Raw genomic sequence first — 25,198 nt, forward strand, 5'->3', positions numbered from 1 at the left:
AGTTTGTAACAAGTAAAAAATAAAATCGATTTCAATAAATGAAAGACGAAGAAGACGATAACATAATTCCAGCAAACGAAGAAAATAATTCGGAGAATCATTCTACTGATGAAAATCTAGAAGAAAATGATTCGGATGAAATTATTGATGTAGATAAAAAATCTTTTGAGGGACAGCATTTTTACGAAAACCAAGAAGATGAAAATGATACCATAACCAAAGTTACAGGAATGTATAAAGATTGGTTTTTGGATTATGCATCGTATGTAATTCTGGAGCGTGCAGTTCCTGCGATTGAAGATGGCTTTAAGCCGGTACAACGCCGTATCATGCACTCCTTGAAAGAATTAGATGATGGTCGTTATAATAAAGTGGCTAATGTAGTAGGGCACACGATGCAGTATCACCCACACGGAGATCAGAGTATTGGTGATGCGATGGTACAAATTGGTCAGAAAGAACTGCTGATTGACTGTCAGGGAAACTGGGGAAATATCCTAACGGGAGATGGAGCTGCGGCTTCTCGTTATATCGAAGCGCGTTTGTCTAAATTTGCCTTGGAAGTTTTATATTCTCCAAAGATTACTGACTGGGGAGTTTCTTACGATGGTCGTCGTGCGGAGCCCAATAATCTGCCTGTAAAATTCCCATTATTATTGGCTTCTGGAGCAGAGGGAATCGCTGTCGGTCTTTCGACGAAAGTCTTACCTCATAATTTTAATGAACTAATTGATTCTTCGATAAAAATATTAAAAGGGAAACCTTTTACACTTTATCCTGATTTTATGACACAAGGTATTGCCGATGTGTCCAATTATAATGATGGATTGCGTGGCGGACGTGTACGTGTACGTGCCAAAATTGCACAGCTAGACAAGAATACCTTGGTGATTACCCAAATTCCGTTTTCGACCAATACGACGACTTTGATTGACAGTATTTTGAAAGCGAATGAAAAGGGGAAAATCAAAATCAAGAAAATTGAGGACAATACCGCTGCTGAGGTTGAGATATTAATTCACCTTTTTTCAGGTGTTTCTCCAGACAAAACCATTGATGCGTTGTTCGCATTCACGGCCTGTGAAACTTCGGTGGCACCATTGGGTTGTGTTATTGAAGATAATAAACCATTGTTTATTGGGGTTACTGCGATGTTGAAAATTTCAACCAATAGAACCGTCCAATTGCTGAAAAGCGAACTCGAAATCCAGTTGAGTGAATTGGAGGAACAATGGCATTTTCTTTCTTTGGAACGTATCTTTATCGAGAATAAAATTTACCGTTTAATTGAAGAGGAAACGACTAGAGAAGGTGTAATCAGATCAGTTGATGATGGTTTGAAACCACATACGAAACACTTAAAACGTGCGGTTACCGAAGAAGATATTCTGCGTTTATTGGATATCCGAATCATGCGTATTTCTAAATTTGACAGCAATAAAGCACAGGACAAAATCGAATCATTGGAAGGCGATATTGAACAAGTAAAACACAACTTAGAACATCTGATTGATTTTGCAATTGCCTATTTTACTAAGTTAAAAGAGAAATACGGGAAAGGACGCGAACGCCAAACGGAGCTTCGTATTTTTGATGATATCGAAGCTACCAAAGTGGTTTTAAGAAACACGAAACTGTATGTAAATAGAGAAGAAGGTTTTGTAGGAACGAGTTTGAAAAAAGACGAATACGTTACGGATTGTTCCGATATTGATGATGTAATTGTTTTTCTGCGAGATGGTAAAATGATGATTACCAAAGTAGATGCTAAAACTTTTGTAGGTAAAGATATTATCCATATTGCTATTTTTGACAAAAGTGATAAGCGTACGATTTACAATATGATTTACCGTGACGGGAAATCTGGTCCTTCCTATATAAAAAGATTCAATGTTTCTGGGGTAACCCGTGACAAAGCCTATGATTTAACCAATGAAACTGCAGGTTCTCAAGTAGTGTATTTCTCTTGTAATCCAAATGGTGAAGCGGAGGTAATTACGATACTATTACGTCAGGTAGGAAGTGTCAAAAAACTGAAATTCGATATTGATTTTGCCAGTTTAGCCATAAAAGGGCGTGCTTCCAAAGGAAATTTGGTTACTAAATATCCGATCAAAAAAATAGAATTAAAAGAGAAAGGAATTTCGACTTTATTGCCTCGAAAAGTTTGGTTTGACGATACTGTGCAAAGACTTAATGTTGATGGAAGGGGAGAACTGCTGGGAGAATTTAGACCAAGTGATAAGATTCTTATAATATCACAATCTGGAAAAATAAAAGTAATTACACCGGAATTGTCTACACATTTTGATGAAGATATGGTAGTTTTGGAAAAATGGGTTCCTAAAAAACCAATTTCAGCTATCTATTATGATGGTGAAAAAGAACGCTATTACATCAAACGTTTTTTAGTAGAAACAGAAAACAAAGAAGAAAGTTTTATCACTGAACATCCTAATTCAAATCTGGAAATTGTATCTACGGATTATCGCCCTGTTGCCGAATTAGTTTTTGCAAAAGTAAAAGGAGTTCAGAAAGAGAGTATGACGGTTGATATTGAATCCTTTATTGCTTTAAAAGGGTTTAAAGCGCTCGGTAATCAATTGACAACTGATAAATTGAAACAAGTAAATCTTTTGGAATCTTTGCCGTATGAAATTCCAGAGGAAATTATTCCGGAAGAAATAGAAGTTCAAGGGGAAACAGATGCTGATGATATTGACATTCAATTGGATGACGATGGTCAAATAACATTGTCTTTAGACTAAAAAAAGCTTCTGAAAAGACTACCGTCTTGACACAATATTGAATAGGATATTTAACACGAATTTCACGAATTTGCACGAATTAATTAGTGGGAATTAATGAAATTCGTGTTTAACTGTTTTTATATTAGCCTATAAATCAGTGTAAATCTGCTTAATCAGTACAATCTGTGTTCTTTTATTTGTATTTGTTTCCACAAGGTAGCTTGAAAAGGAACTTTTTTATGTTTAATACCTATAAAAACTTCTGCAGGCTTTCCAGAACTATTTTTAATATTCGGACTTTATTTAAACAATTGTTTTAAGTTAAGTTCCTTTTTATTTCTCAATTTGTTTAGGATTTTCAAAAAAGCAATTGCGGTAATATAGGCATCACCCATTGCGGTATGTCTATCCTTTTTTGAAATATCAAATTTATCGGCAAGTTCGTCCAAACTATAGTTTTCCTTACGTTCCAATAAATTAGAAACCAATAACGTTTTTTTATACAGCACCGCCGTGTCTAAAGTCTTGTTTTTTAATTTCGGTAATCCATTTCTCTCCAATGCCTTATTAATCATGGTGATGTCAAATACAGTATGGTGAGCAATTATAACGGAGTCTCCCAAGAACTCCAAAAACTGTTGTAAGGCTTCTAATTCAGTGGGGCGATCTATGACACATTCTTTCAGGATTCCATGAATTTGTGCACTTGCTTGATCGTAATGTTCTTGTTGAATAAAAACTTCAAAACTATCATGAATGGGAATTATGCCATTTTGCAAGATGATGGCTCCAATACAAAGTATCCTGTCATTAGTATAATCAAAACCAGTGGTCTCTGTATCCAACACAACAAAACGCGTAGCGTCGATGTCATTTGATTGTTCGTCATCGGATGATTTTTCGGATTTGCCCCAAAATTCAAATAGAATAGCTTTACTTTTTTTTAAAAAGTTCATCATCATAATATATTTGAAGGATTAAATCGGATAGTGATGAGTTCTTGTAATTCCTTGATGGTTTTAAAAGTTCGCTTTAACTTTATTTTTTCTAATTTGGAAAGCGCTTCCAACGCAATATACTGACCAGAATCATGATGTAAAAGGCCCTGTTTAGTTCTGAATTTCAATAATGCTTTATAGGAATAGGAACATGCTAAATACAACTCTCTGTTATGGGGTTCTAATTCTGCCAATTTTTCAAAACGTTCCGGAGTATTGCTAATAGATTTCACAGAATGAGAGAGAATCAAAACTCTTGCGGCATCGGTTAGTGGCATTAAAGCCCGTCTTTTTATGTCAAAAAAATCTTTGTGGGCGCCGTCTTGTTCTAATAAAAATTGTCTGAAGAATCCGGTTGGAGAAGGGCTTTGTAGCGCGCCGCTTACCAAATGAATATAAAAAACAGGATTAGCTTTTACATTTTCAAAAATAAATTCGGACAACTTGTTTACGAGTTCACTATCTCCATATGACAGACTATAATCAAAAAATATGAAGGATAATAATACTTCATTTTTTCCTGGGTTGGTAATCCAATGGTAAACCAGACTTTCCCATTCGCCAAGACTTAAGCACCATTTTGGATTAGAAGCCATCATTTCTGCGGGACAATAATCATATCCAATAACAAAGAGTCCTTTATTTACATGGGTAGCCAATTCTAAAAAATAATTTTTGGTCTCTATTTTCAATTCTTCTGGAACATCCTCATAAACTAAGGCATTGTCCTGATCGGTATGTAGCAATTGTTCGCTTCTTCCTTGGCTTCCCAGTGCCAACCATGCAAATTTTACAGGTGGAGGCGTTTTCATTTTTTTTAGCGCTATTGCTATGACTTGCTTTATACAGACGTCATTTAATTCTGTAATTATTTTTGAAGTCAGTGTCATAGGAATATTTTGGTCTAAATATCCTTGTAACAATTGCATTATGCTGGCTCGTATCGGCTTTATCTGTTTGAATTTTTTAGCTCTTTTTACCGCTTTTATCAATACGCCCGGATTGTTGCCAAGCTCCACCATAACATCATGTTTGGATAGGATCCCGACAGCTTTGGAATTTGTTGTACCATCTTTTGTAAGACATAAATGGCTAATGTTACTTTTCATCATTGCCATTTGAGCCTGAGTAACGGTCATTTTCCTTGGATAAGTAATAACAGGAGAAGTCATTATTGCGGCAGCAGTTGTGGTGATTGGATATTTTCCGGTCACAATTTTGTTTCTTAAATCTTTATCTGTAATGATACCAATGGGGAGCGTATCCTCTACAACGAGAATGGCGCCCACATTTTTTTTGGTCATGGTTTCAGCAATGGTTTTTACTGTGGTTATAGAAGAACAGGTAATGAGCTTTTTAGAATATTTTACAGGCTGTAAGTCCAATAGCTTTTTATCATTGTCCAAGAATTCGCTCCCGGTTGTTTCACCATATAGTTTTCCGCTGTGACTTTTAGAATAGGGGTTGAGTGTATTAGAGGCAAAGCTTTCTATTAAAAAATTTCCTACAGCTCTGTTTTCTAGTGCATAAGGTTTAAAAATGGCAATGGGAATGGCATAAAGGATGCTTTCTTCATGGGTTCTGGCTTCCATCTTATAATTTTCATTCGCGATAAGTGGCCTCAACCCAAAAATGTCTCCTTCATCACACATATCCAAAATATCGTTTTGGAGGCTTGTTCTAAGTGCTACTGCTCCTTTATGGACTACATAAAAACAGGAGTGCGTTTCTTCGTTTTCGGCAAACACAACACTATCCTTTTCTTTGTAAATGATGGATATTTGTTCAGAAATGATTTCGATATCTTTTTGTTGTAAAAAGCTAAAAGGAGGGAAGTTTTTTAAAAAGTCAGCAACTCTATGGGAGATGGTATTTTTCATGACGCTTATTTGCGTCTAAGTTAATTTATAAAACAATATATAAAAAGAAAAAAGACCAAATTTGCGGTCTTTTTAGTGTTTCCTTATTTAAGGAGGGAATAAATTTTAAGAATAGAAAAAAGCTCCCGAAAAGGAGCTTCTTTATCAAAAAATATTTGGTTTATTTATTTTTTTTCATTTTCATATTCAGTACTTCAACTAATAATGAGAAAGATATAGCAAAATACAAGTACCCTTTTGGTACTGGTGTAACGTGATTTCCAAATATTAAAGCATTGGATAAATGAGCGCTTTCAGTAAGTAGCATCATTCCAATTAGTATCAAAAATGATAAACCAAGTATCTGAATAGAAGGATGCTTGTTGACAAAATTCCCAACAGGAACAGCAAATTGCATCATAATTAATACAGAAATAACCACAGCAGTAATCATAATATACAAAGCACCTTCAACTCCGTTTGTCATACCTACCGCGGTAAGAATACTATCGAAAGAGAAAACTAAATCAATCATAATAATTTGAAAAAGTACATTTTGAAATGATTTTGTGGCCGCTTTTCCTAATTCTTTTTCTTCATGACCTTTCTCGTCTACTTTTTCACGAATTTCATTCGTACTCTTATAAATTAAGAATAATCCTCCGCCTAGTAAAATAAGACTCTGACCAGTGATTCCCGCTGAAAACCAACTGAAATCAATATGAAACCAAGGTTCTTTCATTTGAATCAATAAATTGATACCAAACAAAAGCGCGATTCTCATGAACATGGCAAGGAACATTCCTATTTTTGTGGCTCTCTTGCGTTGTTCAGTAGGTAGTTTTCCTGTGGCAATCGATATGAAAATTATATTATCGATTCCTAATACAATTTCCAAAAATGTCAATGTTAACAAGGCAATCCAAGCGTCAGGATTTAAAAATACTTCCATTTTTATTTAGTTATAATTTATAGTTTAAAAATACTTAATCGGCAATCTTAGTAACAGTTCCTCTTTGCTTTGTGTCGACACCAATCATTCCGAATTCAAAGGTATAGGAATTTTTTGAGGTTGTCAAAATTTTCATACCAATTGCTTTTTCTTCGGTCATATTTTTTGGATGTATTTTTTGTAGAATGTACTCACAATCATTTACCCATCGTATCGAAGCAGTGTCTGTTTTGCCTTCAAAAGTTTCAATTTCGATACTGTCATTGCGTTCAAAAACAGTAGTTTTCTTGACACCGTCAACTTCATATTCAAATTTGAATTTCCCAGTTTTAAAAGCTGCACAATTGCGCTCCGCATCATAGCATGACATTAGTAGCAGTAGTGGGAGGAGGAGTATTATTTTTTTCATTTCTTAAGTGGATTTATTTTCAAACTGTTTTTTAAGGCCTAATCCAGCTGTACGTTGCGGGGTTTTCACTTCCATCTGGGGCAATTATAACTATTGTATTTTAATATCGTATTTGTCTAGAAGTCCAACAATTCCCTGAGTAGAAAATTTGGCTTTTTTCATGGGATTGAATTCGGGATCAATTTTAAAATTAGATGCTTTTGAAAAATCAGCTCCTGCTAATTGGGTATTATTAAAAATAGCACCATCCAAATTACTGTTGTCAAAAACCGAATTCGTAAGATTCGCTCCAACAAAAGTTACTTCTTTCAACGAACAGGAATTGAATTTTGTTTTTGGCATTTTTTTATTCGCAAACGACGAATAATCCAAAACGCATTCCTGAAAATTGACGTTGAACAAGAAATCATCGCATTCCTCAAATTGGATGCCCAACAATTTACAGTTTCTAAATTGTACTCCTTTTAAGCTTGTTCCTGATAATTTTGTCATGGCCAGATTACAATCAATGAATTCACAATCCATGAAGATATTATAGGAGAAATCACTATTGGAGAAATCACAGTTTTTAAAAACGCAATCCTCAAATTCTCTATTGTTAATTTTTTTATCGATGTAAACGACTTTTTCAAATGTTTTTTGAACGTGAATTAGGTTTTCCATGGGAGTTTTTTCGATTTTCTGGCGTTATGTCTCACACGGAGAATTAGAATTGTAGTTTCAGTAATTTGATAGGATATGTATGCTATAATCATAAATTAGACAAACACGGAAAGTTCCATCATTATTGGTCTTTTGTTTGTCGAGTTTAAAAATTTCGGGTTGGGTTTTTAGAATTTCTGTACTATCAAAGATAGCTTCGATTACTTTGTCAGCAATTTGGATTGATTTGCTTTCAAAAAAAATATAAAAATGAATATCTTCTAGTTGGGCTAAAGCATTATTTGACCAAATTATTTTCTTCCCCATTTTTTTGAAATTGATCTTGCTTCTTCATCAGAATAAAAATTACCTTTTTTGATACTTTCTAATGCATTGTCAATATCATTATTATAGTCAATACTAGTTTCATCAACTGTTGAATTGAGTGATTGTAAAAGATGTTTGAGTTTTTCAACAAAAGAAGGATCTTTTACTTTATCAATTTCTTGATGAATCCAATTTATTTCAGCTTGAATATCCATGATTGAAATTTTTAGTAAAGATACGAATTAGTCGTTAAATAAGCTTTTCATAATTGTTTTTAATCCCAAATACATCAGAAACATGGCGGCAAGACAAGCTATGATTCCTATTGCTAAAACCAAATAATGCCACACATTTTGCTGATTCATAAAGGCATTATAAATCACTGCAGGACCTAAAAAAAGTAGCGGTAAAGCACCCGCTAAATATTTGATTCCTTTGGATAATAGTTCTTTGTTGGTTGCCATTTCTTTAGTTTAAAGTTTAAGGTTATGTTACTTTGTCATAACCCTTTCAGAGTTTTAAACTCTGAAAGGGTTCGTCTGTAATCTGCCTACTGGCCACTGTAATTATCAACAGCTTTTCTCACACTGCCATGTTTTTTCAATAATTCGGCAGCTTGTTCGTAGGAAACAGGAATTTCTCCCATAATCATTTTTACGCCGCGATCTACCAGTTTGCTATTGCTCAATTGCATATCAACCATTTTGTTACCTTTCACCTTCCCGAGTTGAATCATGGTGGTGGTGGTAATCATGTTGAGTACTAATTTTTGAGCAGTGCCGGCTTTCATGCGGGAGCTACCTGTTAGAAATTCGGGGCCCACAACCACGTCGATAGGGAATTTTGCCGTTTGCGAAAGCGGACTTCCTGCATTGCAAGAAATGCTTCCTGTAGTGATATTATTTTCGTTGCAGGCTTGTAATCCTCCAATGACATAAGGAGTTGTGCCTGAAGCGGCAATTCCTACTACGACATCATTTTCATTTATATCGAAAGCTTGCAAATCAATCCAGGCTTGGGTGGCATTATCTTCGGCATTTTCTACGGCTCTACGAATGGCGGTGTCACCACCGGCAATAATCCCGATTACCAAGTCGAAAGGAACGCCGAAGGTTGGCGGACATTCCGAAGCATCCAGAATTCCCAAACGTCCTGAAGTTCCTGCTCCAATGTAAAACAATCGTCCGCCGAGTTTCATTTTGGCAACGATTTCGGTTACTAAAGGTTCTATTTGCGGCAAGGCTTTTTCTACGGCTAAAGGAACGGTTTTGTCTTCCTGATTGATATTAGAAAGTAATTCTTGAACCGACATTTTTTCTAAATGTTCGTATTTTGAGGATTGTTCGGTGGTTTTAGTAAAAGTCATTTTTTTTATTTTTTTGAAGGGACAACTTGCGAGTTGTCTGTACGTTTCATGCGTGAGGGATAGCAGCGGAAATCCTTTTTTACTCCTGTAGCGACAGCGGAAGGAGAAAAAAGATTGTAGCGAATAGCCCGACCCGCTTTTTCAGCGGGTCACGCCCAAATTGTAAAATTATATAAAATACGCCAAGGCAATTCCTAAAATTATCATTGAAACTTTGGCGATATTGAATTTGTGTCCTTCGCTGGTTTCAAAAATAATGGTGGATGAAATATGGAATAATATCCCTATTACAATGGCTGTAATTTCAGTATAATATACGTTTAAGATGGGCATATAATCAGACAAAATAGTTCCTAGTGGCGTCATAATTGCAAAAGTTACCATGAAGAAAAGAATGGCGTTTTTATCCAGACTTGCATTGATAAAAAAGGTGGTCAATATGATGGCGATTGGCAAATGGTGGATGGCAATTCCTATGGCTAAATCATGGTGGTGACTTACGGGAAATCCTTCCAGAAAGGCGTGGATGCAAAGACTGATGAACAGCAACCACGGGATTTGAGTTATTATTTCATGTCCGTGTACGTGACCGTGTTCCGCCCCTTTTGAAAAAAACTCCAATATGATTTGGAATAGGATTCCCAACATAATAAAGATTCCAATGTTAGGATTGGCGCTTTCGTACACTTCCGGTAATAAGTGCATTACCGTCAAAGAAAGTAAAAAAGAACCGCTAAAGGCTAATAATAACTTTAGGTTGGTTTTGTTTTTTGGTCTTAAAACCAATGCGACGATATACCCTATGAGTACGGAAAGTAATGGTAAAAGGTAATTCATGTTTTTTGTTTAACTGTTTATTTGTTGAATAGTTAACATGTTTTATCGATTAACCAAATAACCGATTAACCGAAATTATCTATTTAAAAATCATGATTAGTCGTTCACTATCTGTTTTGTGGAATTTTTTCAATTTGTAATCGCCAAAAATATCCAAGAGGAAAATTCCGGCTTCTTCCATTAATTCCTCAAAATCTTTTAGCGTAAGCGCTTTTACTTTTTCGGTAAAATGGAATTTTTGTCCTTTATCCTCAAAGTCAATTTCCTTGAAAATATGACCGTCTTTTAGATAACGCTTGATATGAAAATCGATCCCTTCGACCGTTTTTGTTTCTTCGGGAACCAAGGTTTCGAGTACTTGGTTGACATTCATGAAGTCAATCACGGCAAAACCATATTCCGAAAGGCTTTGTTTGATGGCTTTTAGCGTGGTTAGATTGTCTTCGTCATTCTCGAAATAGCCAAAACTGGTAAATAAATTGAAAATGGCATCAAATTTCTCCTCAAAAGGTTCCCGCATGTCGTGAACTTTGAAATGCAAGGTTTCATTACTGTTTTTATTGGCTTCGGCAATGCTGTTTTCGGATAAATCAGCGCCAAGTACATTGAAACCTAATTGATTCAAATAAATAGAATGACGGCCTTTGCCACAAGCTAAATCCAACACTTTTGCTTTTTCGGGCAGGTTGAGATAATGCGTCAGATTGTCCATAAAAATCTGGGCTTCTCTATAATTTCGTTCTTTGTAAAGGATGTGATAATACGGAGTGTCAAACCAAGAGGTGTACCAGTTTTCAGTTGGTTTTTGTTGATTTTCAGTTGGCGGATTTTGTGCTGCAGACATTTATTCTTTTTCAATTAATTCGATTGATGCAAATTTAGTGTATTTTTGCAACGAATACTTGATTTTACAATGGAAAATAATTTTAAAATGGTTGCCAAAACCTTTTTTGGTTTTGAAGAAATATTAGCGAAAGAATTGCAAATGCTGGGCGCACAAGATGTGGAGCAAGGTGTGAGAATGGTGAGTTTTAAAGGAGATAAAGGGTTTATGTACAAAGCGAATTTAGCGTTGCGTACGGCTTTGAAAATCCTGAAACCTGTTTATTTTTTCAAGGCAAATAATGAACAGGCTTTATACAAAGGTATTTCGGGAGTGAATTGGTCTAAATTATTGAATGCCAATCAGACTTTTGTGATTGACACAACGGTACATTCGGAATATTTTAATCACTCGGAATTTGTTTCCCAGAAATGTAAAGATGCGATTGTCGATCAATTTAGAGAAAGAACAGGGCAACGACCAAGTATTGACAAAGTGCATCCTGATTTGAGAATCAACATTCACATCGATAAAGACCAGGTTTCGGTTGCACTGGATACTTCCGGGAATTCATTGAACCAACGAGGGTATAGAACCGCTACCAATATTGCTCCTATAAACGAGGTACTGGCTGCAGGAATTCTTTTGCTTTCGGGTTGGGATGGTCAAGGTGATTTCTTGGATCCGATGTGTGGTTCCGGAACATTTCTAGCCGAAGCCGCTATGATTGCCTGTAATATTCCGGCAAACATCAATCGTAAGGAATTTGCTTTCGAAAAATGGAACGATTGGGACAATGATTTATTTGATGCTATTTCAGACAGTTTATTAAAACGTGTTCGTGAATTTCATTACACCATAAAAGGTTATGATAAAGCGCCAAGTGCGGTTCAAAAAGCCAAAGACAACATCAAAAATGCCAATCTTGATGAGTACGTAACCATCGAAGAAAAGAACTTTTTTGATACGGAAAAAACATCTGAAGGAAAATTACACATGGTTTTCAATCCGCCGTATGATGAGCGTTTGGACATTCACATGGAAGAATTCTACAAAAGTATTGGAGATACCTTAAAGAAAAATTACCCGGGAACAAATGCTTGGTTTATCACGGCTAATCTTGAAGCTTTGAAATATGTTGGACTAAAACCTTCGAGAAAAATTAAACTTTTCAATGCTGGCTTGGAGGCACGTTTGGTAAAATACGAAATGTACGAAGGAAGCAAGAGAACGAAGTTTCAGGTGTCAGAAAGTGGAAATCAGGATCAGATTTAAGATATTAGATTAAAAAAAATCATAATTCATAACTCAAAACTCATAATTTATTATGACCAAATTACAAGTACGTGCATTTATATACCAATTGGGTTGTTTTGCAATATTATTTACGTCATTCCGATATATAGTGGATCAATATACCAATTTAATCGGTTATTGGGTTCCGTTGACTGCTTTTGCAGTTGGCACGCTTTTATCACCTAAATTTCAGGCAGTAAAGACTAAAGACGGCGAAAAATTATTTATGAAATGGATTTTTATAAAAGAAATAAAGGAAATGTAATTTTATAAATTACGAATTGCAAATTAATAATTACGAGAATCGAGGAATAATAATTACTAGCTTTTATGAAAGAAAATATTATTCAAATTAAAAGTTATGCTTTTGCTGGATAAAATGGAATAATTGCACCATTTCTTAAATGGACTTATATTCCTTATATGTTGAGAAATAAAAACCATATAAGAAATGTAAGATCATTTAAGTTTTAAAAAGTATTACGGTATACTCTATGTTTAGTTCGTTTTACTCAAAACAAAAAATATCGCAAAGAGAACAGTTGTTTCCTTTGCGATATTTTTTATTTTGAAACTCGAGTAAGTTTTACTTTTTTTGATCTTCTTTTTTGATCTCCACTTTCTTAGGAGTAACTTTTTTTTTGTAAAAAGGTATAAAGTAGGTAACAGTGTAATTAAATCCTACTCCAAAATCTCCATCGTAGGTTCTATTAAATCCAGGAATGTATAGGTTTTTGAAATTATCGGGTTCTTTATTGGTTACTAATCGATTCAAGCGAAGACTGAAACCCATAAATACATTATTGAATACTTTGGCTTTTACTCCTGCCACGACTTCAATCCAACTTGCGGTTAAACCGTTATATTTGTTACCTGATGTAATTACAGGGACTTCACCAAAATATGGATTGGCATTGTAAATTTTATAAGTGTTTAACTGTTGGCTAAAAGTACTCACGCCATATCGCATGCCTATGGAAATGATGTTTTCCATATCCAACCAGTTTTCATAGCCATTGTAATCAAAACCGACTTTTAAATACGAACCTTTGGTTGTAGTATTCAATCGGTCATCATCCGTCGTTTTATTTTCATTTCCAACTTCGGCTGTCAAGAAATATTTTTTTGTCAAGCGATAATCACCTACTAATTCTAGACCTTTATAATCTTTGTCATATAAGGCACGAGTCAATTTGTATAAATCAACACCTACACGAAAACCGTAACGATCTGTTTTTACAATGGTATCGTTTTTTTTTTCTTCCGGAAGTTTTTTAGTTATTGGCTTTGGAGCTTCAGGAATCACTTCATCCATTTTTTTTCTTTGGATGGTGTCAGTATCTTGCGCTTGTGCCAAAAATAGAGACAACATGAAGCAAAAACTAAAAAAATATTTTAAGGTGTGTGTCATTTTCGTTATCTATATTACTTTTTTCAACCGAGATGTATTGTATCCATTTTTCATCAGGAACCGCTGCATCTGTATGGGTATAAGGATTTGAAGTGTTTAACGTAAAAAGCGTCTTAAAACCGCAAGCTCTTGATACAAAAATATCGGCTCTGGTATAATCGAACTTTATATTGTCTTCGTTTACCAATGCTGGATTTGCATTTCCTGAATTCAGTGTAAAATTATAACTGGTGGTATCCTCGTTGGTTTTCAATGGAATAGAAATGGCGTTTCCGCTAGTCAGGTATTTTGATTCACCGGTTGCACTCGTATTAAAAATAATTCCATCGGTCATTCCTGCACCAACCACTTTTAGATTCGTCACGTTTTTCAAAACCGCGGGATTCGTAATATCATAAAAGGTAATGACCAGTCTGGGCGTTGTAGGAGTATTGGCATCGCAAATATCATCTTTCTCACAACTGAAGAATGATAATGCCAAAACCAATAGCAATAAAAATATTTTTTTCATAAGAGTAAAATTCCAAATTTCAATAGCGATGACAATATCAAAAATCAATTTCAATAACAAAAGTCAATGTCGAAAATCAATAGCAATGACAATATCAAAAATCAATTTCAATTTCAATAACAACAACTGCTAACTGCGACTGAATACTGATCATTGAATTATCGTCTTTCCAAAAGTACTACATTTTCAACATGGTGTGTTTGTGGAAACATATCTACCGGACGTACCCGGGTTACTTTGTATTTTTCATCCATCAAAGCCAAATCACGTGCTTGTGTAGCCGAATTACAACTAACATAAACCACTTTTTCAGGAGCAATTTTCATAATTTGTTCAATTACATCTTTGTGCATTCCGTCTCTTGGCGGATCCGTGATAATCACATCAGGATGACCGTGTTGAGCGATGAAACTATCGTTGAAAACAACTTTCATATCTCCTACAAAGAACTCACAATTGGTGATTTCATTGCGTTCTGCATTTAATTTAGCGTCTTTAATGGCTTCAGGAACACTTTCCACACCAATAACTTTTTTGGCGTTTTTAGAAACAAATTGTGCAATCGTTCCCGTTCCGGTATATAAATCATAAACGATTTCATTTCCTGTAAGTCCAGCGAAATCTCTCGTTATTTTGTATAATTCATACGCTTGATCCGAGTTGGTTTGGTAAAAAGATTTCGCATTAATGCTAAATTTCAAACCTTCCATTTCTTCCAAGATGTAATCTCTTCCTTTGTATAATTTAATGTCGGTATCGTATAAAGTATCGTTGGCTTTGTTATTGACAACGTATTGCAGCGAAGTAATCTGAGGGAATTTTTCGTAAATATGGTCTAAAAGTAATTCTCTGTTGGCTTTGTCGTTTTCAAAAAACTGAATCAAAACCATAATTTCACCGGTCGAAGCCGTTCGTAACATCAAAGTTCTAAGCAATCCTTCGTGATCTCTTGGATTAAAGAAAGTCAAACCATGCGCATTGGCAAAATCTTTAACTTCGTTTCTAATCGCATTCGAAGGATCTTCCTGCAAATGACATTTGTTGATGTCCAGAATTTTGTCCCACATTTTCGGAATGTGAAAACCAAGTGCGTTTCTGTTTCCTAAATCTTCGGTGCTGTCAATTTCTTTTTCGGTTAACCAACGACTGTTCGAAAACGAAAATTCCATTTTGTTTCTGTAAAAAAACTGTTTTTCCGAACCTAAGATTGGCTCAAATTCCGGAAGTTCTATTTTTCCAATGCGTTGCAAATGGTTTTTTACCTCATTTTGTTTGTAATACAACTGTTGGCTGTACTTCATGTTCTGCCATTTACAACCGCCACAAACACCAAAGTGCTCGCAAATAGGTTCTACACGATGCTCTGAATATTCATGAAAATGAACCGCTTTTCCTTCGTAATAGGCCTTGCGCTTCTTGAAAGTCTGCACATCAACCACATCACCCGGAACCACATTCGGGATAAAAACTACTTTTCCGTCGGGAGCCTTTGCTACCGATACGCCCTTTGCACCAGCATCAAGGACTTTTATCTGATGAAAGACAACTTTGTCTGTATTTTTCTTTGCCATAGCGCAAAAATAAGCGTTTGAATGGTTTTATAAATTCAAATTGGGAAATATTTTTAATATCAAGTGTTTTTTATTTGAGCCCAATCCCGCTTTCCGCTGCAACCCCGACCCCAATGTCATTAAGTTAAGGGGTTTTACAAGTCAGTTCGAGGCTTAATTTTTTTACAAAAAAAAGCAATATATAATGACGTATTATACCTATCGTCTGGACATAAGTCTAAAAATAAACACGAATTTCACGAATTGCCACGAATTCATTCGTGAAATTAATTACACGAACTGTATTAGCCGCATAGATTTGTGAAAATTAGTGGAATTCGTGTTCAAATTTAACCTTTACTATTTGTGTCCATACGATAGGTTTTATATTAGTTTTGAAAAAACGTCAATGGTAGTGATTTTGAATAGTAATGCGATAGCTTTACTATTCAAAATAGTATCGTGAAGTCTTTAATATCAAAAGGTTCTCGATACTTCGTATAAATTTTCTATCGCAAATTTTTACTCAACTCGAACTGACGAATCCTTAACTTAATGACATTGGGCTCGTGCTTGTGGGGAAACCGCTGTTTCAAGCTGCACTTCTTTTGTTATTTGTCGTCACTTGTTTTATTTTTTGTTTTCTGTTACAAACCAAGATGCAATAAATGCTGTAAATGTCCCGAAAAGTCCAACACCAGCAGTCATTAAGATTGCTGAAATTATTCGTCCTTCGCTTGTAACCGGAAATTTGTCACCATAGCCAACTGTCGTGATTGTAACATAAGCCCACCAAATTGCATCTTCAGCAGTTTTAATATTACTGTTAGGGTCATCTTCAACTTGTAAGATTGCAATGGATGAAAAGATTACAAGCAAAACAGCAATAATAAATACCGAAGTCAATGCTCCTTTTGCTTTGTTTGCAAAAATGTGATTTACAATTTGTCTTGTCGAACGAAATGCTCTTACCACACGAAGTAATCTTATGAGCCGTAATAGTCTACCTGCTCGAAAAAAACCAACCATTGGAATGCTTGAAACTAAGTCAATCCATCCCCAATGCATAAATTTTAATTTGTTCTCAGCCTTGTAAAAACGAATGCAAAATTCAAAAAAGAAAAATACACAAATAGTGTTGTCAATAACGTTTAATAGGAGCGAAGTTTCAGTAGGAAGAACATAAACAGTATCAATTATTAAGGCTCCCAAAACGTATATTGATAAGATTATTACAGTTAAATTTAATAATCCAATTTTATTATCGGAATTATCAATGCTTATTTCTACCATTGTTTCTGCTTTTTCTATGCTCACAATTTTGTAATTTGTTTGATTTTTGGTTACGTTATCGGCTGACTCGCTTTGCGACTTGATGAGCTGTCTGCAAGTTAGAAATATTAATGGAAGAACAAACTTCTGGTTTGTGCTAAACTTATTTTAGAAGAAAACCCTTCAGATTCTATTGGGGAATTTGCAGATTTGATTTGTCAATCGACCGATCAACAGTTTGTTTTCATTGAAACATTTATCAAACTGATTAAGGATGAAGATGAAATTTCAAAAAAAGCACTTGATACTAAAAACGTACAATTATCGGCTGTTTTATCTCTTGTCGCCGAGCAAGCCGCACAAAAACTGGCAAGTAAAAAGATTAAATTGATTCCAGTTGAGCTTTAAGTAGTAAAAACGATATAATGTCGTGTTTTGTTTTTAAAAAAATTGCTTTAATTATTTGAAAAACAAATAATTAAATAGTTTTAATAATACGACAACAAATCGTTCCAATTACTTAAATATTCATTAAAAAATCAAATTTTAGCAACTTCGGGCTGTTTTTCATTTAGCTTTACAGCTTCTTGGTCTACTGTAACTTTAATAGCGTCATAGTTGTCGGATTGAAAGCTAATTAATCCAAAAGAAGTTTCTCCTTTTTTAATGACCTTACCATTAATGTTGTAATCGTTCAACTCTGTTTTAAATTTTTTGTTAGCATTACTCGCGGCAATCATATTTCCAGCAGCTAAACCAGGTCCAAGTAACAATCCAACTGGAGTTGAACTCGTTTGTTCAGCGACTCCGTATGAATTAGTTTCTGTAGTGTAAAAATTAATTGGTGATAACAGTAAATAAAATAAGTAGGATGCTGGGCTTTGTTTTAAAGATTTAAAAGTTTTTTCATTTTCCAATAGATATAATTCATTTCCATTTTCAAAACTCAATTTAATATCTCTTCCAAAAACTAAATCTTTTTCGGTGTTGTTTTTTATTTTAACCGCTACTAATCGGAGTCCTTTTTTAGATTCCTTTTTTGCGTATTTTTTACTTAACAAATCGTATTTGTATTCCATCGTAACTCCATTGCTAGTGTTGTTAGAAATATAATTCAGTGTTGTCGGTTTAATCATTTTGTATCCAGAAGCACAGCTGTTTAGTAGTACTGCAATCGATACAAAAAAAATAATTTTTGTTAATTTCATTGGTTGGTTTAGGTTTTTGAAATTTTAACAATAAATTATTGACGTAAACATAAATAAAATACTACAATAAATTAAAGTTATTTATAAAAAAATTCTTGCTTTTTTATTCATAATCATTTTCGCAATTCTATATGTATAGTTTAAATTATATTTTTCTGAATTTGTTTTTTAAATTTTCGTAAAAAAAAACGCTGTTCTTGAAAGTATTTTTTGATAAATAAAGTAAATTTGAGAAAGCTAAAAAACTATAATTATGAAAAGAAATGCAACCGCAGTTTGGATTGGTTCACTGAAAGAAGGAGCCGGGAAACTTACAACACAAAGTAAAACTTTAGAAAATACGCAATATTCGTTCAAATCCCGTTTTGAAGAAGGAGTAGGGACTAATCCAGAAGAACTGGTTGCTGCAGCGCACTCTGGTTGTTTTACGATGCAACTTTCTGCTTATATTACCGAAACCGGTTTTGAAATTGAAAGCATCGAAACCAAATGCGATATTGATTTGGTCGAAGGAACGATTATAACTTCACACTTAACGGTAAATGCAAAAGTGAAAGGAATAACGGATGCAGTTTTTCAGGAATTGGTTACAAAAGCAGAGAAAAATTGTCCCATTTCTAAACTATTGAATGCAGCAATTTCTACTACAGCTACATTAGTGTAAAAATAAGAATTCATAAAAAGGCTCGATTTACAATTAAATCGAGCCTTTTTATGTTACAGCTTTTTTCGGTCGTTTAATTATAGTTATTCACTTCCTCTTCTTTGAAATACTTATACAACATCGCCATTAATTCGTCCTTCTTGACAGGTTTTGAAATATAATCATTACATCCTGCTGTTATTGCCTTTTCTTTATCACCGGTTAGCGCATAGGCTGTTTGTGCAATAATGATTACATCTTTATTAAATTTTCGTATTTTTTTGGTGGCTTCATAACCGTCCATTACGGGCATTTGAATATCCATCAATACCAAATCGATATTAGGGTTATTATGACAGATTTCAACCGCTCCAATTCCGGTTTTTGCCTTTAAAATTTCTTTACCAAATTTCTTTATTGCTTGTGTAAGTAATTTTCCTGATATTTCGTCGTCTTCGGCAATTAATATTTTCAGGCTTTTAATTTGCTTTTCTTCATCACGCACCAAATCAGTAATTTTTACCACCTCTTTTACTTCCTGTTCACAATTGTAAGGAATGGTAAAATAAAATATGGAACCTTTTCCAATTTCGCTTTCTACCCAAATTTTCCCGCCTAACATTTCCACAAAAGCTTTTGAGATGGATAAGCCTAATCCGGCTCCTTCATAATTTCGGGTTAGCGATTCACTACCTTGTCTGAACCTTTCAAAAACGATTTCCAATTGTTCCTGCCGAATGCCAGTACCTGTATCCTTTACAAAAAATTCCAGTTCAAAGGGTTCAAAAAGATAGCCAGACATGCCCGCTGCCCTTGGTTTGGCAGGCTTTAAGTTATAGCCAAATTCAATAGAACCGCTATGGGTAAATTTTATAGCATTTTTAACCAGATTGGTAAGAATGGCATAGATTTTCTCACGGTCTGTTTTAATCAGGGCCTCTTTTGATGGTAATGTGTTTTTAAAGGAAAGCTGCATGTTTTTAGCATCAATCTCTGGCTTAAAGAAGGTATAGATGTATTCAATCTGCTGGTTGATATTTGTTTCTGAAATTAAAATTTTCATCGATCCCGATTCTATCTTCGAAATATCAATAATATCGTTGATGATATTGAGCATACGCGTACCACTTCTCTCTATAATGCCAATATACTCTTGCTGTTCTTCACCCGTTAAGCTAGGTTCTTTAAGCAATTCGGCAAAGCCCAGAATACCGTTCATAGGAGTACGGATCTCATGGCTCATATTGGAAAGGAATGCCGATTTTAGACGGTCGCTTTCTTCGGCTTTTTCTTTGGCGATTATAAGTTCCTCTTCAATCCGCTTACGCTCGGTAATATCTTGAATGGTACCAATCATTTTTATTGGCTGATTTTTTTCATTATAGAGTACTTCACCTAATGCGTGAACCCATCGTTCTTGTTTATCGTTTTTTCGAATAATTTTATATTCTTTATCAAATTTGCATTTATGTGCAATTACTTCATTCCTAAAATAATCCAGTATTATTTGTAGCCATTCCGGATGAACAATCGAATTCCAATCCTGTGTTGATTTATCATAATTAGAATTAATCCCCAAAATAGCATCTAAAATATCGGAACTTGTCCAAGTACCATTTTCAATGTTTATAATATAAGTGCCAAGACGTGCAATTGTTTGTGTTTCTTTTAAAAACATTTCGCTGTTCTTTAACTTCTCTTCAGCCTGTTTGCGTTCGGTAATGTTACGGGTGTGGGCGAGGTGTACCATCTTGCCGTGGTACTGCAAAGGCACAGCGTTGGTCTCCAGCCAGTGACGCGCACCATTAAGACCCATCAATTCGAATTCCATTTGTACGGATTCGCCGGCAATTACCCGTTTATGCATTTTGATAAAGGCGCTGCGGTATTCAGCGGTGATGAGACCAAAGATCTCTTGCCCAGCTACCTGTTCCATTGAATCAGCCTCGATTATAGCTAACCCAGCCGGATTCATGAGTAACAATCGACCCTCTGCATCCACTATCTTGATGCATTCGGGCTCCGCTTCGATGATAGTTCGCAGGTGGTATTCGCTTTCGATGAGCTTCTTCTTAGCATGTTTGCGCTCGGTGATATCCCGTATTGCCCCATCGATATGGTTTGGATTGCCATTGGCATCGAAAACTAAACGGGCGTTAATTGAGACATGCTTTATTGTGCCGGTTTTTGTCTTAAGTTTTAATTCATAATCCCGGAGTTCTCCATTTTTCATTATTACGTTAAGCAGTATAATTCTGTCGTCAGGGTTATAATAGAGATTATGCACGGGGGTGCCTATGATTTCATCCCTGACGAATTCAGAGAAATATTTAATTGATGGACTTATTTCGAGAACAATCCCTGCAAGGTCAGTTTGATAGAATACGTCTTGTATATTTTCGAAAATGGTGCGGTATTTTTTCTCGCTTTCTCTTAACTCATTTTCAGTAAGTCTGTGTTTTGTGTTGTCAGACTTAAGCATTTCATTTTTAGCATTTATTATAAATAAAAAAAGGAATGCCAATAGCAATGACACAATTAACGCACCGGATTCAATTATTTTGAATAATAAGATAGTATCCCATGCCTTTGCGTTAAAATCCATTGCAAATACGGCAATGGTCTTTCCTGTAACTTCATCTTTTATAGGAATAAGCACGCTTATCCATGTTCCCCATCTATCGGTAACGGAATCTGTAACAAATTCTTTTCCATTGTCAAAAGGTAGGCTATAAGCCAAGTCAGCTTCCGTATATTCCTGTCCGGGAGGTGAATAATCTTTTGATTCAGCAGGTTCGGAATCTGCAATAAAGTATATTTTTCCGTTTTGTTTGGTATATATATAAGCAAATCGGGCTTTGGTATTGACGCTAATTATTGCTTTCAAGGTATTTTTTATAACCTTATACTGCGGGGTATCAATATCGCTTGGTTTTCCTTTAAGTGTTTTTAAATTCTCTTTTGGCAACATTATTTCAATGGATCTTGCAATTTGCAATACTTCGTCAGCCTGGTCATTTTTAAATTGTTTCCAGGTGTAATGGAAATATATCACACCTAAAATTAGAATTAGGAATAACACTGTTTTTTGTAAGGTTACTTTTTTTAGTTTAATTTTTTTCATAAACACCTAAGATTATCGTTTATTTAATTATACGGTACTGTGATGATTGTCCCGATAGCGTTGTAAAGGATTCTATAGTTGTGCGAATTGATTTTTAGCACTCTACAAACATAGTGATTTTCCTTACTAAAATCTAATGATAATTATTAACAAAATAACACTTGCAATTCTTTAATACTTTGCTAACGAACAAGAAACGATATTTGAGATAAAATATATTTTCCATTATTGGCTTAGTAAACTGTTTTCCGAAATTTGATGATTTATTGTCTTTTTTTTGAATCTAACTATGAATTTTATTTCATAACGATGTTTTTGGTGTGTCGCTATTTTCGGACAGCTAATTCATAAAAAAGGCTCAATTTAAGTTAAATCGAGCTTTTTTATGAATTTATAAATCACACAGGTTTTCTTTCTTTCTTTCGTAACAACTCATTACCAAAGCTGATGTACTTCGGGCTTGATATAACGCTCATAAATTTCATTCATCGCTGCAATTTTTTCATAGGTCAATTTTGGCAAATCGTAAACCGATAAATTGGACAATACATGACTTTCGTTTGATGCGCCAGGAATAATGCAGCTCACTTCATCAAAACTCAAAATCCACTGCAAAGCAATAGGAGCCAGATTTGTTGCTTCAGGAAATAAAGCTTTCAATTCTTCTACTGCTTTTAATCCCAGTTCATAATTAATTCCAGAGAATGTTTCGCCTTTGTCAAAAGCTTCTCCATTTCGATTAAAATTACGGTGATCTTGAGTGTCAAAAGTTGTTTTAGCATTAAATTTTCCTGTCAGAAGTCCGCTGGCTAGTGGAACTCTTGCAATGATACCAATATCACGTTTTAATGCTTCTTTGAAAAATAGTTCGGCTGGACGCTGACGGAAAAGGTTAAAAATAATCTGTACCGTTGTTACATTTGGGAATTCAATAGCTTTTAGTCCTTCTTCCACTTTTTCGACACTGACACCAAGATTTAAAATTTTTCCCTGCTCTTTTAAACGGTCAAACATTTCAAAAATTTCCGGACGGTAAAATACTTCGGTTGGAGGACAATGCAATTGTATTAAATCCAATGTTTCTAAACCGGTTCTTCTCAGGCTGTCTTCTACGAATTTTTGTAGCACCTTAGGCAGATAGCCTTCATTGACATGCGGATTGATGTGTCGGCCACATTTGGTAGCGACATAGATACGTTCAGAACGGGAACGAACTACTCGGCCTACGGCGGTTTCACTCAATCCATTTTCATAAACATCAGCAGTATCAATAAAATTCACGCCATTATCGATAGCAGTATTGATTAACTGATCTGCGGTTTTATCATTAAAAGGAGAACCCCATTTTCCGCCAACTTGCCAAGTGCCAAGCGATATTTCGGAGATTTCAAAATCTGTTTTACCCAGTCTGCGATAGTTCATTTTTTAGTATTTATTTTTTACAAGAATCTATTTTTGTTACAATAGCTCGTTAATATGTAGGTTTAAAAAAAAGAGGATTTATTTCAATGCTAATGTTATTGCTTCTTCGGCAAGTGGCGCCATGATTTGATAGCCTGCTTTGTTGGGATGTACGCCATCATTTGAATAGGAGGCCAGCAGCCCTTTTCTTCCGTCTATCATTGCCGAATAATAATCAAGATATACAATGCCATTGGCATTGGCATAATTTTTTAATAGTTCATTTAGGGCTACAATTTTTTCAGCAGGATTTTGATTGGGTTTCCAAGGAAAATCAAAAGCAGGCAACACGGAACATAGAATCACTTTAATTTGGTTTGCTTTTGCCAATTCGGCCATCGAAAAAATATTGTTTTTGATCATATCTAATGTTGCAGGACCTGTATTGCCGGCAATATCATTTATTCCGGCTAAAATCACCACTACGGCTGGTTTTAATGTAATAACATCGGCTCTGAAACGAACTAGCATCTGGGGTGTGGTTTGTCCGCTAATTCCGCGATTTATATACGGTTTCCCCGAAAAGTATTCGGAATTTACCGTTGCCCAAAATTCGGTAATCGAATCGCCCATAAATACAATCCTTTTTTGTCCTGCTTCTGCTGGTTTGAGATTCATATTTTCGTTTTGGTATTTATTTAAATTTGGCCAGTCCTGAGCCTGTGCTTTTCCTCCCATAAATAGTGCTAAAAATAGAATGCAGTATATTAATGTTATGTTTTTCATTTGTAACGAAATTATAAAGTTGTAATTCAGAAGAGGAGTTTCATTGGATTAAAATAAAAAAATGCTCTTGTTGAAATTGAATCAGCCTTCCTTTTATATCGGAAAGATACTTAAAAGGAAGGCTGTTTTATAAGGTCAAAGTGATTTAATCAAACAAATCCGAAGATAAATAACGATCGCCACGGTCACAGATAATAGCAACAATCACTCCCGATTCTAAAGTATTGGCTATTTTTATGGCTGCTGCAACCGAACCACCGCTGCTCATTCCCGCAAAAACGCCTTCTTCGAGAGCCAAACGTTTGGTCATCTCACGTGCTTCTTGTTCGGTGACTTCAATAATCGTATCTACTTTTGAGCCATCGAAAATTTTAGGTAAATATTCTTGAGGCCATTTTCTGATTCCCGGAATTTGGGAACCATCACTTGGTTGTGCACCTACAATTTGAATTGCCGAATTTTTCTCTTTCAAATATGTAGAAGTTCCTATAATCGTTCCTGTAGTTCCCATAGCGGAAACAAAATGCGTTACAGTTCCGTCAGTATCATTCCATATTTCTGGACCTGTCGTTTTATAATGTGCTTTCCAGTTGTCATCATTGGCAAACTGGTTTAACATGATGTAACCGCCTTCGGCCACTTTTTTATCAGCATAATCTCTGGAACCGATAATTCCCGTGTCAGCCGGCGTTAAAATCACGGTGGCACCATAAGCGCGCATGGTTTGAGTTCGTTCTTTGGTAGAATCCTCCGGCAGAACCAATTCAATTTCGATATTGAATAATTGGGCAATCATCGCCAAAGCAATTCCGGTATTTCCACTGGTTGCCTCAATGAGTTTATCTCCTTTTTTGATTTCGCCTCTTTCCAGCGCGGATTTAATCATATTGTAAGCCGCTCGATCTTTTACGCTGCCTCCGGGATTGTTTCCTTCGAGCTTTAGTAAAAGTTTTACGTTTTTATTTTTTATCAAATTAGTAGTCTCCACCAAAGGGGTATTTCCAATCAGGTCTAATAATTTTTGTGGTTTCAT

24 protein-coding genes are annotated in these 25,198 nt (G+C 35.1%); 4 read left to right on the plus strand and 20 right to left on the minus strand.

The annotated features are described in order from the left end of the window. The first annotated feature begins 38 nt into the window (after positions 1–38). Positions 39–2,768: a DNA gyrase/topoisomerase IV subunit A gene (locus ACNO7W_RS02130; protein ID WP_417936826.1), complete on the plus strand. Its 2,730-nt coding sequence runs from the start codon at positions 39–41 to the stop codon at positions 2,766–2,768. A gap of 281 nt (positions 2,769–3,049) precedes the next feature. Here ACNO7W_RS02130 and ACNO7W_RS02135 read toward each other — a convergent pair whose 3' ends face one another. The 11 genes from ACNO7W_RS02135 to ACNO7W_RS02185 form a co-directional block, all read right to left on the minus strand. Continuing rightward, entirely contained in the window at positions 3,050–3,709 is a 660-nt protein-coding gene (locus ACNO7W_RS02135) for a PolC-type DNA polymerase III (protein WP_417936827.1), read from the minus strand. Further along, positions 3,709–5,628 carry a DUF294 nucleotidyltransferase-like domain-containing protein gene (locus tag ACNO7W_RS02140; RefSeq protein WP_417936828.1) on the minus strand — a complete coding sequence of 640 codons (1,920 nt, stop codon included), beginning with the start codon at positions 5,626–5,628 and terminating at the stop codon, positions 3,709–3,711. The genes ACNO7W_RS02135 and ACNO7W_RS02140 overlap by 1 nt, the downstream gene beginning before the upstream one ends. A 160-nt stretch (positions 5,629–5,788) precedes the next feature. Next, positions 5,789–6,559 carry a TerC family protein gene (locus ACNO7W_RS02145; RefSeq protein WP_417936829.1) on the minus strand — a complete coding sequence of 257 codons (771 nt, stop codon included), beginning with the start codon at positions 6,557–6,559 and terminating at the stop codon, positions 5,789–5,791. Between the two features lie 34 nt (positions 6,560–6,593). After that, a complete protein-coding gene (locus ACNO7W_RS02150) occupies positions 6,594–6,968 on the minus strand; it encodes a DNA topoisomerase IV (protein WP_417936830.1) in 375 nt (124 codons plus the stop codon). 90 nt (positions 6,969–7,058) lie between these two features. Continuing rightward, a complete protein-coding gene (locus tag ACNO7W_RS02155; RefSeq protein WP_143386449.1) occupies positions 7,059–7,631 on the minus strand; it encodes a pentapeptide repeat-containing protein in 573 nt (190 codons plus the stop codon). 57 nt (positions 7,632–7,688) lie between these two features. After that, complete coding sequence (locus ACNO7W_RS02160; protein WP_417936831.1) at positions 7,689–7,937, minus strand: type II toxin-antitoxin system RelE/ParE family toxin; 249 nt, start codon at positions 7,935–7,937, stop codon at positions 7,689–7,691. After that, positions 7,922–8,152, minus strand: coding sequence for a hypothetical protein (locus tag ACNO7W_RS02165; RefSeq protein WP_143386451.1), 231 nt, complete (start codon positions 8,150–8,152; stop codon positions 7,922–7,924). The genes ACNO7W_RS02160 and ACNO7W_RS02165 overlap by 16 nt, the downstream gene beginning before the upstream one ends. Positions 8,153–8,179: 27 nt before the next feature. Further along, entirely contained in the window at positions 8,180–8,401 is a 222-nt protein-coding gene (locus ACNO7W_RS02170; RefSeq protein ID WP_143386452.1) for a DUF6095 family protein, read from the minus strand. 86 nt (positions 8,402–8,487) lie between these two features. Then, positions 8,488–9,303 carry an N-acetylmuramic acid 6-phosphate etherase gene (murQ, locus tag ACNO7W_RS02175; protein ID WP_417936832.1) on the minus strand — a complete coding sequence of 272 codons (816 nt, stop codon included), beginning with the start codon at positions 9,301–9,303 and terminating at the stop codon, positions 8,488–8,490. Positions 9,304–9,471: 168 nt separating this feature from the next. Further along, complete coding sequence (locus tag ACNO7W_RS02180) at positions 9,472–10,140, minus strand: ZIP family metal transporter (RefSeq protein WP_143386454.1); 669 nt, start codon at positions 10,138–10,140, stop codon at positions 9,472–9,474. A gap of 79 nt (positions 10,141–10,219) precedes the next feature. Then, positions 10,220–10,984: a class I SAM-dependent methyltransferase gene (locus ACNO7W_RS02185; RefSeq protein ID WP_417936833.1), complete on the minus strand. Its 765-nt coding sequence runs from the start codon at positions 10,982–10,984 to the stop codon at positions 10,220–10,222. Positions 10,985–11,053: 69 nt separating this feature from the next. On the opposite strand from ACNO7W_RS02185, the gene ACNO7W_RS02190 reads away from it, so the two are divergent. Together ACNO7W_RS02190 and ACNO7W_RS02195 are read left to right on the plus strand one after the other, a co-directional pair. Next, positions 11,054–12,238: a THUMP domain-containing class I SAM-dependent RNA methyltransferase gene (locus ACNO7W_RS02190; protein WP_417936899.1), complete on the plus strand. Its 1,185-nt coding sequence runs from the start codon at positions 11,054–11,056 to the stop codon at positions 12,236–12,238. A gap of 52 nt (positions 12,239–12,290) precedes the next feature. Beyond that, positions 12,291–12,524, plus strand: a complete 234-nt coding sequence (locus ACNO7W_RS02195; protein ID WP_417936834.1) for a hypothetical protein — start codon at positions 12,291–12,293, stop codon at positions 12,522–12,524. Between the two features lie 321 nt (positions 12,525–12,845). Here ACNO7W_RS02195 and ACNO7W_RS02200 read toward each other — a convergent pair whose 3' ends face one another. The 5 genes from ACNO7W_RS02200 to ACNO7W_RS02220 all read right to left on the minus strand — a co-directional run bounded on the left by ACNO7W_RS02200 (position 12,846) and on the right by ACNO7W_RS02220 (position 18,211). Beyond that, positions 12,846–13,670, minus strand: a complete 825-nt coding sequence (locus ACNO7W_RS02200; protein WP_417936835.1) for a DUF6048 family protein — start codon at positions 13,668–13,670, stop codon at positions 12,846–12,848. Beyond that, positions 13,642–14,181: a DUF6452 family protein gene (locus ACNO7W_RS02205; protein ID WP_417936836.1), complete on the minus strand. Its 540-nt coding sequence runs from the start codon at positions 14,179–14,181 to the stop codon at positions 13,642–13,644. Before ACNO7W_RS02205 ends, ACNO7W_RS02200 begins: the two co-directional genes overlap by 29 nt. Positions 14,182–14,339: 158 nt before the next feature. Further along, positions 14,340–15,752, minus strand: coding sequence for a 23S rRNA (uracil(1939)-C(5))-methyltransferase RlmD (gene rlmD / locus ACNO7W_RS02210; protein ID WP_314895560.1), 1,413 nt, complete (start codon positions 15,750–15,752; stop codon positions 14,340–14,342). Between the two features lie 609 nt (positions 15,753–16,361). Further along, complete coding sequence (locus ACNO7W_RS02215) at positions 16,362–17,048, minus strand: potassium channel family protein (protein ID WP_417936837.1); 687 nt, start codon at positions 17,046–17,048, stop codon at positions 16,362–16,364. Between the two features lie 494 nt (positions 17,049–17,542). Further along, the gene (locus ACNO7W_RS02220; RefSeq protein ID WP_417936838.1) at positions 17,543–18,211 is read right to left on the minus strand and encodes a hypothetical protein; all 669 of its coding nucleotides are present in this window, start codon (positions 18,209–18,211) and stop codon (positions 17,543–17,545) included. A gap of 253 nt (positions 18,212–18,464) precedes the next feature. On the opposite strand from ACNO7W_RS02220, the gene ACNO7W_RS02225 reads away from it, so the two are divergent. Continuing rightward, complete coding sequence (locus tag ACNO7W_RS02225; protein WP_417936839.1) at positions 18,465–18,875, plus strand: OsmC family peroxiredoxin; 411 nt, start codon at positions 18,465–18,467, stop codon at positions 18,873–18,875. Between the two features lie 73 nt (positions 18,876–18,948). Here the strand turns inward: ACNO7W_RS02225 and ACNO7W_RS02230 are convergent, their stop codons facing one another. From ACNO7W_RS02230 to cysM, 4 genes are all read right to left on the minus strand, one after another. Continuing rightward, complete coding sequence (locus ACNO7W_RS02230) at positions 18,949–21,978, minus strand: PAS domain S-box protein (protein WP_417936840.1); 3,030 nt, start codon at positions 21,976–21,978, stop codon at positions 18,949–18,951. Positions 21,979–22,413: 435 nt separating this feature from the next. After that, positions 22,414–23,400, minus strand: a complete 987-nt coding sequence (locus ACNO7W_RS02235; protein ID WP_417936841.1) for an aldo/keto reductase — start codon at positions 23,398–23,400, stop codon at positions 22,414–22,416. Between the two features lie 78 nt (positions 23,401–23,478). Next, positions 23,479–24,165 (minus strand): SGNH/GDSL hydrolase family protein, encoded by a 687-nt coding sequence (locus ACNO7W_RS02240; RefSeq protein ID WP_417936842.1) that lies wholly within the window; start codon positions 24,163–24,165, stop codon positions 23,479–23,481. Between the two features lie 145 nt (positions 24,166–24,310). Further along, positions 24,311–25,198 carry a cysteine synthase CysM gene (gene cysM / locus ACNO7W_RS02245; RefSeq protein ID WP_417936843.1) on the minus strand — a complete coding sequence of 296 codons (888 nt, stop codon included), beginning with the start codon at positions 25,196–25,198 and terminating at the stop codon, positions 24,311–24,313.

This window comes from Flavobacterium sp. ZB4R12 (genome assembly GCF_048276375.1).
Classification (GTDB): Bacteria; Bacteroidota; Bacteroidia; order Flavobacteriales; family Flavobacteriaceae; genus Flavobacterium; species Flavobacterium gawalongense.